Annotated in this window: 10 protein-coding genes, 1 pseudogene and 1 riboswitch; of the genes and pseudogenes, 6 read left to right on the top strand and 5 right to left on the bottom strand. The window is 67.0% G+C overall.

Features of this window, described 5'->3' with window-relative positions; all coding sequences use genetic code 11:
* Positions 1-189 precede the first annotated feature (189 nt).
* From GPJ75_RS10845 to GPJ75_RS10830, 4 genes and pseudogenes are all read right to left on the bottom strand, one after another.
* Positions 190-2,319: pseudogene (locus GPJ75_RS10845) on the bottom strand (dipeptide ABC transporter ATP-binding protein); the annotation flags it as partial.
* A 193-nt stretch (positions 2,320-2,512) separates the two neighbouring features.
* Positions 2,513-3,670: an ABC transporter permease gene (locus GPJ75_RS10840; protein WP_163267974.1), complete on the bottom strand. Its 1,158-nt coding sequence runs from the start codon at positions 3,668-3,670 to the stop codon at positions 2,513-2,515.
* A gap of 12 nt (positions 3,671-3,682) precedes the next feature.
* The gene (locus tag GPJ75_RS10835; protein WP_159589287.1) at positions 3,683-4,720 is read right to left on the bottom strand and encodes an ABC transporter permease; all 1,038 of its coding nucleotides are present in this window, start codon (positions 4,718-4,720) and stop codon (positions 3,683-3,685) included.
* A 93-nt stretch (positions 4,721-4,813) separates the two neighbouring features.
* Positions 4,814-6,466 (bottom strand): ABC transporter substrate-binding protein, encoded by a 1,653-nt coding sequence (locus tag GPJ75_RS10830; protein ID WP_163267971.1) that lies wholly within the window; start codon positions 6,464-6,466, stop codon positions 4,814-4,816.
* Positions 6,467-6,778: 312 nt separating this feature from the next.
* Positions 6,779-6,984: riboswitch (cobalamin riboswitch) on the top strand.
* 126 nt (positions 6,985-7,110) lie between these two features.
* On the opposite strand from GPJ75_RS10830, the gene GPJ75_RS10825 reads away from it, so the two are divergent.
* The 6 genes from GPJ75_RS10825 to GPJ75_RS10800 all read left to right on the top strand — a co-directional run bounded on the left by GPJ75_RS10825 (position 7,111) and on the right by GPJ75_RS10800 (position 13,290).
* The gene (locus GPJ75_RS10825; RefSeq protein ID WP_163267969.1) at positions 7,111-8,988 is read left to right on the top strand and encodes a TonB-dependent receptor plug domain-containing protein; all 1,878 of its coding nucleotides are present in this window, start codon (positions 7,111-7,113) and stop codon (positions 8,986-8,988) included.
* A gap of 209 nt (positions 8,989-9,197) precedes the next feature.
* Entirely contained in the window at positions 9,198-9,965 is a 768-nt protein-coding gene (locus tag GPJ75_RS10820) for an ABC transporter substrate-binding protein (RefSeq protein WP_246249020.1), read from the top strand.
* Positions 9,962-10,951 (top strand): FecCD family ABC transporter permease, encoded by a 990-nt coding sequence (locus tag GPJ75_RS10815; protein WP_163267965.1) that lies wholly within the window; start codon positions 9,962-9,964, stop codon positions 10,949-10,951. Before GPJ75_RS10820 ends, GPJ75_RS10815 begins: the two co-directional genes overlap by 4 nt.
* Positions 10,951-11,733: an ABC transporter ATP-binding protein gene (locus GPJ75_RS10810; protein ID WP_163267963.1), complete on the top strand. Its 783-nt coding sequence runs from the start codon at positions 10,951-10,953 to the stop codon at positions 11,731-11,733. Before GPJ75_RS10815 ends, GPJ75_RS10810 begins: the two co-directional genes overlap by 1 nt.
* Positions 11,730-12,806 (top strand): energy transducer TonB, encoded by a 1,077-nt coding sequence (locus GPJ75_RS10805; RefSeq protein ID WP_163267961.1) that lies wholly within the window; start codon positions 11,730-11,732, stop codon positions 12,804-12,806. Before GPJ75_RS10810 ends, GPJ75_RS10805 begins: the two co-directional genes overlap by 4 nt.
* Before the next feature lie 103 nt (positions 12,807-12,909).
* Entirely contained in the window at positions 12,910-13,290 is a 381-nt protein-coding gene (locus tag GPJ75_RS10800; protein ID WP_163267959.1) for a hypothetical protein, read from the top strand.
* 105 nt (positions 13,291-13,395) lie between these two features.
* Here the strand turns inward: GPJ75_RS10800 and GPJ75_RS10795 are convergent, their stop codons facing one another.
* A complete protein-coding gene (locus GPJ75_RS10795) occupies positions 13,396-15,531 on the bottom strand; it encodes an OmpA family protein (protein WP_163267957.1) in 2,136 nt (711 codons plus the stop codon).
* Positions 15,532-15,597 lie beyond the last annotated feature (66 nt).

The following is a 15,597-nucleotide window of genomic DNA, read 5'->3' as shown; positions in this document are numbered from 1 at the left end:
GTCGGCGCCCGTCGTGCCCGGCTTCACACGTGCCGAGGCCGCCTGCCGCCCGCCACCAACTTCCGTCTGCACCTTCTTGGGCGCGGAGAAGCCGGGAACCGCGGAGGCCGTTTCGGCCTTCGCCTTGCGGCTGGTCCCGCCCTTGGCGCGAGCAGATCGCGCACCGGCCCTGGCCTTCGCCGGCGCGACGGGCTTCGCCGCCCCTTCCCCGCGCTTCTCGTCGAAGCTGATGACCGGCTCCATCGTCTTCAGCGCCTCCTCGTCCAACCAGCACAGGCTGCGGTGGCCCTCGCCGAGGTCTGCGAAGGGCGGCAGCTCGCGCTCGCACAGATTGTCCGGCACCAGGCGCTTGTAGCGGCAGCGGGTCTGGAAGGGGCAGCCGGGCGGCGGGTCCATGGCCGACGGGATGTCGCCCTCGAGCACGATATGCTTCTTGCGCACCGAGGTGTCGGCGATGGGGATCGCCGATAAGAGCGCCTCCGTATAGGGGTGGTAGGGCGGCGCGAAAATCTGGTCCGTCGTCCCCTGCTCGACGATATGGCCGAGATACATCACCACCACACGGTCGGCCAGATAGCGCACCACCGAGAGATCGTGGCTGATGAACAGCATCGTCGTCTTGTTCTTGCGCTGGATGTCCATCAAAAGCTCGGTCACCGCCGCCTGCACCGAAACATCGAGCGCGGAGACCGGCTCGTCGGCCACCACCACCCTGGCATTGCCGGCAAAGGCGCGCGCCACGCCGATGCGCTGCTTCTGCCCGCCCGAAAGCTGGCGCGGCATGCGCGAAGCGAAGGCACGCGGCAGCTTGACGAGGTCGAGCAGCTCCAGCATGCGGTTCTTGCGGTCCGCGACCGTCTTTCCCACCTTGAACTTTTCGAGCGTGCGCATGATCTGCGCGCCCACCGAGTGGCTAGGGTTAAGCGTATCGAACGGGTTCTGGAACACCATCTGGATGCCGGCCACGGTGTCCGTGTCGCGCTCCTCCACCGGCGTTCCCTGGATTTCCGTGTTGCCCAGCGTGACGGTCCCCTCCGTCGCCGTCTCGAGGCCGAGCAGAACCTTGGCGAGCGTCGACTTCCCGCAACCGGATTCGCCGACGATCGCCACCGTCTCCGATTCGCGCGCCTCGAAGCTGACCGCCTCGTTGGCCTTGACGGTGCGCGTCTCCGCCCCACCGAAGATGGCGTTGGCGGCGACGTGATAGTGCTTCTTAAGGTCGTCGATCTTCAGCATCGGCGCGCCCGGCTTCACCGGCTCGCGCGCCGTTTTCGCCCCTTCCGGCAGCTTCGCCCAATCGATCTCCTCGAACCGCACGCAGCGCGAGTGATGGCTCCTGTGCTCCTTCACGGCGATCATGGGAATTTCCGCCGCATCGCACACGCCTTCCACGAAATGCTGGCAGCGCGGGCCGAAATTGCAGCCCCTCGGCCGCTCATGCGGCAGCGGTAATTGGCCGGGAATGGCGATCAGCGGCCGCGCGTTCTTGTCCGCGCCGGGCAAGGGAATGGATCGGAACAGCCCCTGCGTATAAGGATGGCGCATGCGGTCGAACACATCCTTGACCCGGCCCGTCTCCACCGCCTCGCCCGAATACATCACTGTGATGCGGTCGCAGGTCTCCAGGATCAGCCCGAGATTATGCGACACGAAAATCATCGACGTGCCGAATTCCTTGCCCAGCCCCTTCACCAGTTCGACAATGCCCGCCTCCACCGTCACGTCGAGCGCGGTGGTGGGCTCGTCGAGCAGAAGCAGCGAGGGTTTCGACAGAAGCGCCATGGCGATGACGATGCGCTGCTGCTGGCCGCCGGAAAGCTGGTGCGGGTAGGCGCGCATGATGCGCTCGGGGTCGGGCAGGCGCACCGCGCGCACCATCTCCAGCGCCCGGTTCCATGCCTCCTCCTTCGACACCTTCTCGTGGATCAGCGGCACCTCCATGAGCTGCCGGCCGATCTTCATGGCCGGGTTCAGGCTCGCCATCGGCTCCTGGTAGATCATGGCGATCTCGTTGCCGCGGATATGGCGCAGTTCCTCCTCGCTCATCTGCGCCATGTCGCGGCCCTTGAACTTGATGCGGCCGCCGACAATTTTGCCGACATTGGAAAGATCGCGCATGATGCCGAGCGCCACGGTGGACTTGCCGCAGCCCGATTCCCCGACGATCCCCATCGCCTCCCCCGGCATCACCTCGCAGGAGAAGTCCATCACCGCGGGAATCTCGCCGGCGCGGGTGAAGAAGGAGATGGAGAGGTTCTCGATCTCCAGGATCGGCTGGGCCGCCTTTTGAGGACGATCGATACTGACGGCTTCGTTCATGGCTGGCTCCCGCGCTGATCGAGGCGGCGCTTGCTTGTTTCAGGCACCACCGCCGTCATCCCGGAAAGCCGAAGGCTTGTCCGGGACCCATTCCGGAACGTGGATGTGTCACGGAATGGATCCCGGACAGCCTCCGCTATCGCTCCGGCTTCCGGGATGACGCGGTGGTGGTGTCGCATCATCGTCGTCACCTTCAATCCTTCAACGACTGCTCGCGCAGCGCATCCGCAAGCAGGTTCAAGCCCAGCACAAACGACATCAGCGCAAAGACGGGCGGCAGGGCGGGGTGGATATAGGCGCGCAACAGCCGGCTCGATTCCTTGATGCCTGTTCCCCAGTCCGGGCTTTCCGGGGCCAGCCCGAGGCCGAAATAGCCGAGCGTTCCCAGAAGGATGGTTGTGTAGCCGATCCTCAGGCACGCATCGACGATGAGCGGCCCGCGCGCGTTCGGCAGCACCTCCCACAGCATGATGTACCAGGGGTTCTCGCCGCGCGTCTGGGCGGCGGCCACGTAGTCGCGCGTCTTGATGTCCATGGTCAGCCCCCGCACGATGCGGAAGACGCCTGGCGAAGAGGCGAAGACCACGGCCACGAAGATGTTCAGTTCGTTTGGCCGGATCGAGATGATGCCGAGCGGATCCTTGTTGAAGACGAGCCCGATATAGACCCAGCCGCCGATGAGCGCCGTGATCGCAAGCTGCGCGGCGAGCAATCCCGGCCGGCTCTTGAACCGCGTATAGAACAGCGTCCCGAAGAAGATGACGGGAAAGATGAAGAAGATGCCCGCGAGCCATTGCGGGATGGCGGTCTCGCGGATGCCCGGCGTGACCAGCAGGTAGAAGAGCAGGATCACCGGGAATGCCAGCACCAGATTGGCGAGGAAAGACAGAAAATTGTCGATCCGCCCGCCGTAATAGCCGGCTGGCAGGCCCAGCGTCGTGCCCACCATCAGCGCGAACATCGTCGCCGCCGGCGCGATGACGAGCACGATCTGGCTGCCGAAGACCATGCGGCTGAACACGTCGCGGGCCAGCCTGTCGCCACCGAAAAGGAACGGCAGGCCGCTACCGGGGTCGACGGTGCCGGGCACCGCGTTCTTCAGGATCGCCACCTGCTGCAACGGGTCGAATGGGGCGATCACGTCGGCGAAGATCGCCGTGAACAGCCAGAACAGGCAGATCATCAGCCCGGCGATCCCCACGCCGGTGTCAAAAAGGTGCCCGTAGAGGCCGAGCATTTTCTTGTAGCGCAGGCTGAGTGCCAGGATGATGCCAAGCGCCAGCCACACCGGCCAGAAGCGCGCGATCACGCCGATGACGATGCCGAAGATGCCGACGGTTTCGAATTCCATCCGTCGTCCCTCCTACTGCACGCGAATGCGCGGGTTGAGCAGCGCGTAGCCGATGTCGGAAATGAGCTGCGTCGAAAGCACCACGAGCACGGACACCAGCGAGCAGGCGAGCAACAGGTCGATGTCGTTGTTGGCCGCCGCCTCCACCAGCGTGAAGCCGAAGCCCTGGTAGCGGAACATCACCTCGACGATGACGACGCCCGTCAAGAGCCACGGAAACTGCAGCATGATGACGGTGAACGGGGCGATCAGCGCGTTGCGCAGCGCATGCTTCACCACCACCGCGCTGAAGCCCAGCCCCTTGAGCCGGGCCGTGCGGATATATTGCTGCGTCATCACCTCGACCATCGAGGCCCGCGTCATGCGGGCGATGTAGCCGATGCCGTAGATGGCCATGGTCATCACCGGCAGGGTGAAATTGTAGAAGGTCACGCCCTGGTTGGTGGCCGAGGCGGCGGAGCCGTTGAGCCAGCCGAGCCACGAGGCGAAGACGACGGTGAAGATGACGCCGGAGATGTATTCCGGCGTCGCCGTGGTGGTGATCGAGGCGATCGAGAGACTTCGGTCCGTGCGGCTGCCCTCGCGCATGCCGGCAAGCACCCCGATCAGGAGCGACACCGGCACCATCACCGCCATCACCCAGAACATCAGTATGCCCGTCGCCCCGAGCGCCGGGACGAGCCTCTGCGCCACCGGCACCTTGAACTTGGTCGAGCAGCCGAAATCGCCCTGCAGGACGCCGGAGAAACGCGCCTCCGCCGGCTCCCGGCAATAGGCGAAGCGGGGGCTCGCCACCCCCGTCTGCGGGTCGATGTTGGGCTGTTTCGGCATCACGCCGAGCCATTGGCCGTAGCGCACGAAGAAGTTCTGCCGGTAGCCGTTCCGCTGCAGCCAGCTTTCAAGGTCTTCCGCCGAGGAGCGCATGTCGAGCTGGCTGATGGCCAGCTTCTTCAGGTTAGGCTCCAGGTTGATCAGGAAGAACACCACCAGCGAGAGGCACAGCATCGTCAGCGCCATGACACCGAGGCGGCGAAGGATGAAGCTCAGCACTGTTTCCCCTCCCCCCGTTCGGGGGTTGTTGTCTTATTCTTGCGTCTTGCAAGAGGGGCCGTCGCCGGCCCCTCTTGGCTGTCGCAACAGGCCTCAGGCCTCGTCGAGCCACACTTCATGCAGCTCGATCTCGAAGGTCTGGTGCATGCCGTGGTTCTTCACCGCCTCGACGGAGTGGTTGTAGAGCTTGCGCCAGTAGGGCTGGATGATGATGCCCGCATCCTGGATGTGCTGCTCGATATCCTTCATCACCGTGCGGCGCTCGTCCGGGTCCGGCATGGTCAGCGCCTTGTCGATCATGGCGTCCAGCTCTTTGTTGGAATAGGCCGACTCGTTCCACGCCTCGCCCGTCCGGTAGGCAAGCGCCACCACCTGGATGCCCAGCGGACGCATGTTCCAGTTGGTCATGGACCAGGGATATTTCGTCCAGTCGTTCCAGAAGGTGGAGCCCGGCAGCACCTCGCGCTTGACCTTGAAGCCGGCCTCGCGGATCTGCGCGGCGATGGCATCGCCCGTGTTCTTGTGCCAGTCCTCGTCGACCGTGATGAGCACGTGCTCGTAGTCCATCTGGCCGGCCTCTTCCATCAGCGCCTTGGCCTGCTCGATATCGCGCGCAAACGGCGCAAGCTCGGCATATTCGGGATGGATCGGGCAGACATGGTGGTTTTCCGCCGGCTCCCCGGCATTGCCGTAGCCGAGCGCCAGCACCGTGGCCGGGTCGACGGCAAGCTGCAGCGCCTTGCGCACCTTCTGGTCTTCATAAGGCGCGTTGTCGACGTTGGTGCGGGCGACGATGGTCGCCGCCGTCACCACTTCCGACTTCACCAGGCCAAGGCCGTCGAGGATATCGACAAAGTCGGCGCTGGTCTCGTAGTTGGTGTGCACCTCGCCCGCCTCGAAGGCCGAGACCATGGCGGAGGGATCGGTGCCGTAGTCGATGAACTCGATGCCGTCGAGATGGGCCTCGCCGCCCCACCACTGACCGTTCTCGCGCCGCTTCAGCACCACCCGGTTGCCGACCTCATAGGAAACCAGTTCGAACGGACCGGTGCCGATCGGGTTCGCCGTGAAGTCGCGGCCGGTCTCATCGAAGCTCGGATGCACGATCAGGGCCGGGTAATCGACGAAACCGGAGATGATGGAGATATCCGGCTCCGGCAGCACGAGCCTCACCGTGTGGTCGTCCACCTTCTCGATGGCGCCTTCGCGCGCCTTCTTGGTCTCCGGATCGATGAGCGAGGACATGCGCGCGGCCATCGAATTGCCCTCGACGCCCTGGTCGCACCAGCGGGTGATGTTGTAGATCACATCGTCGGCGCTGAAGGAGTCGCCGTTGTTCCAGGTCGCTCCCTGGCGCACATTGAGGATGTATTCCGTCGCATCCTCGTTGACTTCCCAACTTTCAAGCAGCCGGCCCTCGAAGGTAAAGTCGCGCGTGTATTTGACCAGCGGCTCCAGCGTCTGCCGCATGGCGTTGGCGATCTCCGACCAGTCGGCCGTCATCGGATCCTTGTTTTCCTTGATCCACATGGCGACCCTTAGGGTACCGCCCTTCTTGGGTTCCTGCGCCAGCGCGGGCTTAGGCAGCGTCAGCCCCGCCATCGCGTAGGCGCCCGCAGTCGTGGCGCCGAAGGTGCTCGCCAGCGCGAGAAACTCGCGCCGGTCCATACCGCCCGCCCTCGCTTTCTCCGCCAGCGCCGCGATCCGATCAGGGACACGACCGCCATTGCTCTTGAAGAATCTCATCGACGCACTCCCATTTGTTCGTTTGCGTGTTTTTCCCAATCGCCCAGCCTGACCAGGCGCTAGCATTCCGCATCCGCACCGGCTTGTCAAAAGAACTTGCTGCGAAAAAGTCCCCCACAAATGCTCCCATAGTGTGCGTCCTGCGCACGCTCCAGAATGCCGAAAATGCGACATAAATGGCGCAAAAACGACAGCGTGCCGCCGATTTTGCGGCGCGGACGCGCCCATTCCCGCCCAGCCGGAAAATCGCCGCTCCCCACACGCCTCCGGGCGCCTTGCTGGCTGATTGACGGCATCTGGGGCGGTTGATAATCCTGCCCTCGTGCCAGAGGTGCCTGGGCGGCCCGCCGCCGGGGTTAAAAGGGAATACGGAAAGGCCATTCCGCCCCAACCGTAGCTGCTCCCGCAACTGTGAGCGCCGAGGCTTCCACATATGCCACTGGGCCCGAATCGGCCTGGGAAGGCGGGAAAGCCGGAGAAGCGCGAGCCAGGAAACCTGCCTCGGGTCGTCACCGTCCGGATGCGGGCAGCTTCCGGGGCTGTGGTTTTCGCAGTGGTGGCGGACGACGTGTCATCGCTGGCGGAGACCGCGGCCAAGAGCCTCCGTTCCCTCCAGCATCATCGGGATATCGCGGAGGGGCATCATGACCGCATCACCAGGCAAAACCAGCCTTCTCATAACCGTATCAGCCGTCTCGCTGGCGCTCGCCGCCAGCCTGCCGGCCACCGCCCAGGACCTCGAACTGGGCGAGATCGTCATCACGCCGAACCGGACGCCAACAGAACTGTCGACAACCGGCTCGTCGGTCACCCTGATCGGCCGCGAAGAGATCGAGGAGCAGGCACAGCCCTTGGTCACCGACTACCTCAACCAGGTGCCGGGCGTGGCCATCACCTCCCCCGGCGGCCCCGGCACGGAAACGAGCCTTGCCATTCGCGGCGCCCCCCGCCGCTACGTCAAGACGCTCTATAACGGCATCGACATCTCCGACCCCACCAACACCCAGGTGCAGACCTCCTACCAGTACCTCCTGTCCGGCGGCATCGACACCATCGAGGTTTTGAAGGGCTCGCAGAGCACACTCTACGGCTCAGACGCGATCGCCGGCGTCATCAGCCTGTCGACCCTGGGCGACATCGACCCCGGCGTGACCCACCTCCTCGCCGGCGAAGGCGGCTCCCGCGGCACCGCCCGCGCCTCCTACGGCCTGCGCGCGGCGGACGGCGGCTCGCGCCTTTCCTTCAACGCGACGGGCCTTCGCACCGACGGGATTTCGGCGGCGGACGCAGGCACAGAGCGCGACGGCTATGAGAATGTCACGCTGGACATTGTGGGCGAGCACGAATTCTCGGACGTCTTCTCGGTATTCGGATCTGCGCTATTTATCGACGCGGAAGCGGAATTCGATGATGAATTCCCTGCCCGCGACAACCCGACGGCTACCAATCTAAGCAAGCAACTCGCCGGTCGCGCCGGCTTCAATCTCAACTTATTGGAAGGGCGCTTCCGCAACACCTTCTCCGTCCAAGCCTTCGATCTGGAGCGCACCATTGAGGGCACCGGCTTCGATGGCACTTATGATGGCCGCCGCCACAAATTCGATTATCAGGGCGCCTTCGATGTTAACCGTTGGCTGACCCTTCAAGGCGGCGCCGATTACGAAAAGCAGAGCGCTACTTTCCCTGGCATTACTTCAGAGGCGGATTTTCATACGACCGGCCTTTGGACGGAGGCCATTGCCACACCAGTCGAGGACCTTACATTAACCGCCGGTATCCGCCATGAACAGCATTCCGAGTTCGGCGGCCACACGACCTGGCGCGCAACCGGCTCTTACCTCTTCGCCGAGACTGGTACGCGCCTGCACGGCTCCGTCGGCACCGGCTTCCGCGCACCGAGCCTGAATGAGCTTTTCGGCCCCTTCGGGTCCAATCCGGACCTCCAGCCCGAGACCAGCGTCGGCTTTGACGTCGGCGTAGAGCAACGTTTCCTCGGCGGTGATCTCGTTGCCGACGTGACCTATTTCGATCTCAAGATCGATGATCTCATCGGCTTCGTCTGCCCGGATCCGGCTATCGATCCCCGTTGTGAGAGCGGCGCCTACGGGCAAATCCCAGGCACCTCCAAGTCGCGCGGCCTCGAGGCTTCCCTCACCCACCGCGTCAACAGCCAGCTCACCCTCGGCGGCTCCTACACCTACACCCACGCCGAGGACCAGAACGGCAACCGCCTCGCGCGCATCCCGCGCCACGCCGTCGGCCTCGCCGCCGCCTACAAGCCGGCCGAGAAATGGACCATCTCCACCGCCGGCAAGATCGCCCTCGACACGGTGGACACGGGCGATTTCGCGCTCGACGACTATTTCCTCCTCAACGCCAAGATCGCCTATAAACCCACTGAAGACACGGAGCTTTACCTGCGCGCCGAGAACGTCCTCAACCAAGACTACCAAACCGCCCGCGGCTTCGGCACGCCGGGCCTCTCCGTCTTCGCCGGCTTCAAGGCAAGGTTCGGGCCATGAGCGAAAGGGGTACCCCCCTCAAGACAGCGCAATCGCTTGACAGGGCGCCGTCCTGTCAGGCGATTACCCCACCCCCAAAGCGGGGAAGATGGCCGGCAGGCCGGAAGGGTGTATTCCACGGCAGAAAGCGAGCCTCCCTCTTATTCAGCCTCCTCCTCGCCGGCGCTGCCCTCGCCCTCCCCGCCCACGCCGAGCCCCCCGCCCGCGTCATGTCGCTCAACGTGTGCACGGACCAGCTCGCCATGGCGCTCGCCGCTCCCGGCCAGCTCGTTTCCGTCTCCTTCCTGGCGCGCGATCCGGACCTTTCGCCGCTCCACCGCGAGGCCGAGCGCTACCCCGTCAACCGCGGCATGGCGGAGGATGTGTTCCTGGCGCGGCCCGACCTCGTCCTCACCGGCACCTACACGCTCCACAACACCACGCAGCTCCTGAAGCGGCTCGGCTTCCGCGTCGAGGAGTTCAGCTTCGTGCAGACCCTCGACACCATCCCCCGCGACATCCGCCGCATGGGCGCGCTGCTCGGCCGCGAAGGGGAGGCCGAGGCCATGGCTGCCGATTTCGAGGCCGGGCTCGCCGAAGTCGAGGCCGATAGTTGCGAACCGCGCCCGACGGCGCTCGCCTACGAGCAGAACGGCGTGGCGCTGGGCAAGGGCACGCTCGCCGATACGGTGCTCACCGCCGCCGGGTTCCGCAATCTGGCCACTGAAGAGGGCGTAGAGGGCATGGCCCCCTTCCCGCTCGAGCTGGTGGTGGAGAAGAAGCCCGATATCGTCATCGTGCCCGGCGGCGACGGCGACGCCCCGTCCCTCGGCGCCTTCGTGCCGCGCCATCCGGCGCTTCGTGCGCTGCCGGCCACCCGCATCGGCGCTTTCGTGCCGCGCGGCAGCTGGTCCTGCGGCGGGCCGGCGGTGCTGGAGGCGGTAAAGGCGCTCCACGCGCTACGCCGGGAGATCGCGCCCTGCAGGAAAGCGCCATGAAGCCCCTCGCCCTCAACCTTGCGCTCGCCCTCCTGGCGCTCGCCCTTTTCCTCGCCTCGCTCGCCGTCGGGCCGGCCGAGCTCGGCCTTTCCGAGAGCGTGCGCGGGCTCTTCGCCGGCGGTGGCGAGGCCGCAAGCATCATCATGCGCGAAATCCGCCTGCCGCGCGCGCTTTTGGGCCTCGGCATCGGCTTCACGCTCGGCATGGCCGGCGCCGTCTTGCAGGGCTTCCTGCGCAACCCGCTGGCCGAACCCGGCATCATCGGCGTCTCGGCCATGGCCGCCTTCGGCGCCGTCGCCGTCTTCTATTCCGGCCTTGCCGGCGCCGCCCTCTACGCGCTTCCGGCCGGCGCCCTTGCCGGCGCACTCGCCGCCGTCCTCATCTTGATGGCGCTCGCCGCCCGCAACGGCTCCACCCTCACCCTCATCCTTGCCGGCGTCGCGCTTTCGAGCCTTGCCGGCGCCCTCACCGCCCTGGTGCTCAACCTCTCGCCCAACCCCTTCGCCAGCTACGAGATCATCTTCTGGCTGCTCGGCTCACTCAAGGACAGGTCGATCGAGCACGTCTGGCTGGCCCTGCCGCTGATGGCGGCGGGCTGGCTCCTGATCGCGCTATCGGCCCGCGCCATCGACGCCCTGTCGCTCGGCGAGGAGGCGGCCGCCAGCCTAGGCATCCACCTGGCGCGCACGCGCTTCCTCATCGTCGCCGGCGTCGCTCTCGGCGTCGGGGCAGCGACGGCGGTCGCCGGCACCATCGGCTTCGTCGGCCTCGTCGTGCCGCATCTCGTCCGCCCGCTGACCACCCGCATGCCGAGCCGGCTGCTGCTGCCGGCGGGGCTCGGCGGCGCGGCCCTGCTGCTTGCGGCGGATGTCGCCGTGCGCCTCGTCCTGCCGGCGGGCGAGCTCAACGTCGGGGTGCTCACCGCGCTCATCGGCGCCCCCTTCTTCCTGTGGCTGGTGGTGCGCGCACGCCGGGAGGTGTTCTGATGCGGCTTGCGATAGAAAACCTCGACGTTTCGCTCTCCGGCCGCCCCGTCCTGCACGGCGTCGGGCTTACGCTCGAACCGGGCGAGGTTGTCGGCCTCCTCGGTCCCAACGGCGCCGGCAAGTCCACCCTCATGCGGGCGCTCGCCGGGCAGATCGCCGCCTCCGGTACCATGCGCCTTGGCAAAGACGACCTTGCCGCCCTCCCGCCCACCGTCCGCGCCCGGCTCCTCGCCTACCTGCCGCAGTCCCGCATCATCGGCTGGCGCCTCACGGTCGGCGATCTGGTCGGCCTCGGCCGCTTGCCGTGGCGCGGCTTCGGCGCGCGGCTGAGGCCGCACGACACCGAGATCGTCTCCCGCGCGCTGGAATTGATGGACGTCGCCCACCTCGCCCACCGCCCGGCAACGGAGCTTTCCGGCGGTGAGCAGGCGCGGGTGCTCGCCGCCCGCGCCGTCGCCCAGGATACGCCGGTCCTCATCGCCGACGAGCCCGCCTCCGGCCTCGACCCCGCGCACCAGATCACCATGATGCGCGCGCTTGCCCGCCTTGCCGGCGAGGACCGCGCCATCCTCGTCTCCCTGCACGACCTCACCCTCGCCGCCCGCTGGTGCGACCGCGTGGTGATGCTGAAGGACGGCCGCCTCGCCGCCGAAGGCCCGCCCGAGGCCGTCATGACCGCCGGGAACCTCGCCTCGATCTATGGCGTCGCCGCCCATATCACGCGCGACGAGGGCGGCCTCATCCTGGCCCCCACCGGGCTGACGGAGGGAGGCGCTCCATGATCGCCTTGCCCGACACCGCGCACACGCGCGAGATCACCGAGGCCGAGCCGGTGGGAGCCCCCCTGCCCGCCGCACTGCGGACGGACGCCGCGCCTTCTCCGCCCGTCGAGCCCCACGCATCGCCGGCGCCGGACACCGCCCCCGCTCTCCGCGCCGCCGCGCCGCCGCTCTATCTTTCGGCCAAGAGGGCCCGCGCGCTTTCCCTCGGCCTTGTCGTGGCGCTCGGGCTATCGGCGGCCGTGCACGCCGCCGTGCTCGCCTATCTCGGCGAGCGCGTCGCCCGCGAGGGCGTCGAGGCGGCCGACGACGCCATCAGCGTCGAGATCATCCTGGAAGCACCTCCCGCGCCGCCGGCCAGGCCGGTGGAAGGCGAGGTGGCGGAAACCCCGCGTCCGGAGATGGCCGCCGCTGCCGAACCTCCCGCCGAGGAGACAGCCCCGACAACAACCGAAACCGCTTCAACCGCCGACGGCGAACCGCGGCAGGCGGCGGAAGAGACCCGCCCCACCGAGACGCCCGAGAGACAAGCCGAGGCTTCGAAGGCAACTCCACCCGAACCGACCGAAACCGCGCCGGAGGCGACAAGCACCCTCGCCCTGCCGCGCGAAGATATCCCCGTCCCCACGCCTAGGCCCGAGCCGCGGGTGAAGGCGGAAGCACGGACCAAGCCCGCGCCGGAAAAACCGCCCCGCAGCCGGGCCATGCCCCCGGCAAAACCCGTCGCGAAAAAGGCACCCGCCCAGGCGCCCGCCGTCAGCGCCGGCCGCACGGGCGGCGCGACGGCCGGCGAGAAGGCCGCTTACGCGCGCCGGCTCCTGAATCATGTCGAGCGCCACAAGCGCTATCCCTCTAAGGCCGCCCGCCAGGGCGCGGCGGGAGCCGCCACCCTGTCGATCACCATAGACCGGCAGGGCCGGCTGGCGGGTGCGCGGCTCGCGCGCGGCTCCGGCCACGCGATCCTCGATGAGGAGGCGCTCGCGGTCGCCCGTAGAGCCGCCCCCTATCCACGCCCGCCCGAGGGCATCGGCGGCAGCACCATCAGCTTCTCCGTCACGCTGCGTTTCAAGCGGTAGCGCCTTCCGCCGCGAAAACCCGCGCCCCTTGACCGGAGAAGCCGGCGCCCACACCTTCAGTGCATCGATCGGGAGAAATGCTGTGGCCAGGAACCGGACTCGCATGCACGGCAATACCGCGAGCCCGGCGGCCGCGGGGCGGCGAACGCATCTCGTTTTCTGCGCTGCGAGCCTGGCGCTTCTGGCCGCCGCTACCCTCGAGCCCACCTCCCCGTCCCACGCTCAACAGCCCACCGTCGAGCTCTGCCCGCCCGCCACAGTCGGCGTCTATCCCAATTGCCGCCCGGTCGTCCGCTCGCGCTGCCCGCCCGGCACCTTCGGCGTCTTCCCGAGCTGCCGGCCCACCGTGCGCGGCGCCTGTCCGCCAGGCAACGTCGGCATCCAGCCCACCTGCCGCCCGGTGCGCAACGCACCCACGCAAATGACGCCGCCACGGGTGCAGCGACCGCCAGCGGGGATCGACCCGAAGATACCGCTGCCGTAGGGAGCTGCCGGATTCCCAACAAAACAAGCCCGGCCGGCGGAGGGAAAGCCGGCCGGGCTCCTTCCCGCGCGTCCCGACTATTCGGGAACGGGGCAGGGAACGCCGCTACTGGCGCGCCACCGGGGTCACCAGCGGCGTAATGCGGCGGATGGCGACGCGGCGGTTCAGCCGTTCAGGCTCCTGCGTCTCCACCTTCAGATACTGCTCGCCATAGCCCTGTGTGACGAGGTTTTCCGGCGGCACGTCGAAGACATTCGTCAGCGCCACGGCGACGGCCTCCGCGCGGCGGTCCGAAAGCGCCAGATTGGCCGTTTCCGAGCCGACAGCATCCGTATGGCCCTCGATCAGGAAGGTCTCCGCCGGATTCTCCTCCAGCATCCTGAGCATCGCCTCGGCCACCGCCTCGAGGTCGGCGATCTCGCTCTCCTCGATACGCGCCGAGCCAAACTCGAACTCGATGGTGTCGAGGTCGATCCGCCGCACCGTGTCGCGCACGCGGGCCGAATATTTCACCTCCTCGAGCGAATAGAGGCGGCGCACCGGCTCCACCGGCGGCTGCTGCAAGAAGGTGTAGTAGCGGTCCGGATCCTCGACCTCGTCGGCCTCAAGGACGTACTCGCTCACGGGGATGGTGAGCTGCAAGGGCGGCAGGCCGTACGATGGATCCTCGAAGACGAGCACCTCGTCGTAGCGCTCTTCCGGCACGTAGACGAGCACGTACTCGCTCCCGTCCGGCAGCACCCGCACGCGGCGGATCACGTCGCCATAGCGGTTGCGCACGGTGATGACGCGCGTGCCGTCGGGCCGCTCGATCACCTCGCGTACACGCTCGCCGCCCAGCTCCTCGTAGAAGACCTGGTCGTCCTGGCGCGCGAGACGGTCGTAGTCCGGGCTTTGCACGTAGATGTTGTTGTTGATCTCAACGATGGTGCGGTTGTCGTTGTATTCCTCGACCACCCGCACCTCCTCGCGCGGCTGATAGAGCTCGGCACGCCGTACACGAATGTCGTCGGGCGTCTCGCCAAGCTCGATCGGCTGCCCTTCCTCTTCGACGAGCGCGCGGATTTCCTCCTGCACCTGCTGCGGGTCGACAAGGTCCTCCTGCGCCTGTTCGTCGCTTTCAGGCACCGGCGCCTCTTCCGCCTGCTGCTCGACCGGCTCCTCGGCGGGCTCCTCGGCCTGTTCGGCAGGCTCCTCTGCCGGTTCGGCAGGCTCCTCGGCCTCGGCAGGCTGCTCCTCGCCTTCATCGACCGCCTCCGCGGCACCCTCCTTCTGGCTATCGAGCACCGGGGCGGCATCCTCCGGCAACGCCTCTTCCTCACCGGCCTCCCCTTCCTCGTCGGCAGGGGCCTCTTCCGGCTCCGCCGGTGCGGCCTCCTCCTCCGGAGCTTCCTCGGCAGGTGCTTCCTCAGCCTCTTCGGCAGGCGCTTCCTCGGCGGGCGCTTCCTCGGCAGGCATCTCTTCCAGCGGAACCTCTTCGTCTATGACGACACACCCGCCGCCTTCGGTCATTTCGGCGTTAGGCGGGCATTCCCCAGCCTCGGGCGCCTCCTCGGCCGGCGCTTCTTCCATGGCGGGCGCCTCATCTTCGGGCGCGGTCTCCGCCGGCGCTTCCTCGGTGGGTGCTTCCTCGACAGGTGCTTCCTCGGTGGGCACCTCCTCTACTGGCGCTTCTTCGGCAGGCGCCTCCTCGGTGGTCGGCTCTTCTTCCACGGGTTCTTCGGCAGCAGGCTCTTCCGCGGTGGGCGCCTCCTCGGCCGGCGCCTCCGTCTCCGGCTCCACGGGCACCTCCTCAACCGGTGCCTCCTCGGTGGGGACCTCCTCGACAGGCGCTTCCTCGACAGGCGCCTCCTCTACCGGAGCTTCCTCAACAGGCGCCTCCTCGACAGGAGCTTCCTCAGCGGGAACCTCCTCGACAGGCGCTTCCTCAACAGGCGCTTCTTCGGCAGGCACCTCCTCGACAGGCGCCTCCTCCGTCGGAACCTCCTCGACCGGCGCTTCCTCTTCCACAGCCGCGCATCCGCCGCCTGACGCCGGCGCGGTGCCCGGCGGGCATTCACCTGCGGCGGGCGGCGCCTCGCCTGCCTCAGGCTCCACCGGAACCTCTTCCGACTGCGCCAGCACCGGCGGCGCTTCACCGCCATTTGCCGGCATCGGACCGCCGTACGCCTGAGCGCCGAACGGCGCGACCATCATGAGGTAGAGCGCCGAACCGGCGAGGAACTGATTTGTCATTTTCATCTGCAGTGTCTCCTGAAGAGGAGCATCCCTTCGGCGCATGTAATCGGCGAACCTACCCTTTGGTTC

Source organism: Chelativorans alearensis, assembly GCF_010993735.1.
Classification (GTDB): Bacteria; Pseudomonadota; Alphaproteobacteria; order Rhizobiales; family Rhizobiaceae; genus Chelativorans; species Chelativorans alearense.
The sequence above is the reverse complement of the archived record's forward strand: the minus strand, read 5'-3'. Positions and strand labels throughout refer to the sequence as shown.

What these genes read in the sequence shown, in the direction of transcription:
- GPJ75_RS10840 (WP_163267974.1), bottom strand. Translation starts at nt 3,670, where the DNA reads ATGGAATTCGAAACCGTCGGCATCTTCGGCATCGTCATCGGCGTGATC.
- GPJ75_RS10830 (WP_163267971.1), bottom strand. Translation starts at nt 6,466, where the DNA reads ATGAGATTCTTCAAGAGCAATGGCGGTCGTGTCCCTGATCGGATCGCG.
- GPJ75_RS10825 (WP_163267969.1), top strand. Translation starts at nt 7,111, where the DNA reads ATGACCGCATCACCAGGCAAAACCAGCCTTCTCATAACCGTATCAGCC.
- GPJ75_RS10820 (WP_246249020.1), top strand. Translation starts at nt 9,198, where the DNA reads ATGTCGCTCAACGTGTGCACGGACCAGCTCGCCATGGCGCTCGCCGCT.
- GPJ75_RS10815 (WP_163267965.1), top strand. Translation starts at nt 9,962, where the DNA reads ATGAAGCCCCTCGCCCTCAACCTTGCGCTCGCCCTCCTGGCGCTCGCC.
- GPJ75_RS10810 (WP_163267963.1), top strand. Translation starts at nt 10,951, where the DNA reads ATGCGGCTTGCGATAGAAAACCTCGACGTTTCGCTCTCCGGCCGCCCC.
- GPJ75_RS10805 (WP_163267961.1), top strand. Translation starts at nt 11,730, where the DNA reads ATGATCGCCTTGCCCGACACCGCGCACACGCGCGAGATCACCGAGGCC.
- GPJ75_RS10800 (WP_163267959.1), top strand. Translation starts at nt 12,910, where the DNA reads ATGCACGGCAATACCGCGAGCCCGGCGGCCGCGGGGCGGCGAACGCAT.
- GPJ75_RS10795 (WP_163267957.1), bottom strand. Translation starts at nt 15,531, where the DNA reads ATGAAAATGACAAATCAGTTCCTCGCCGGTTCGGCGCTCTACCTCATG.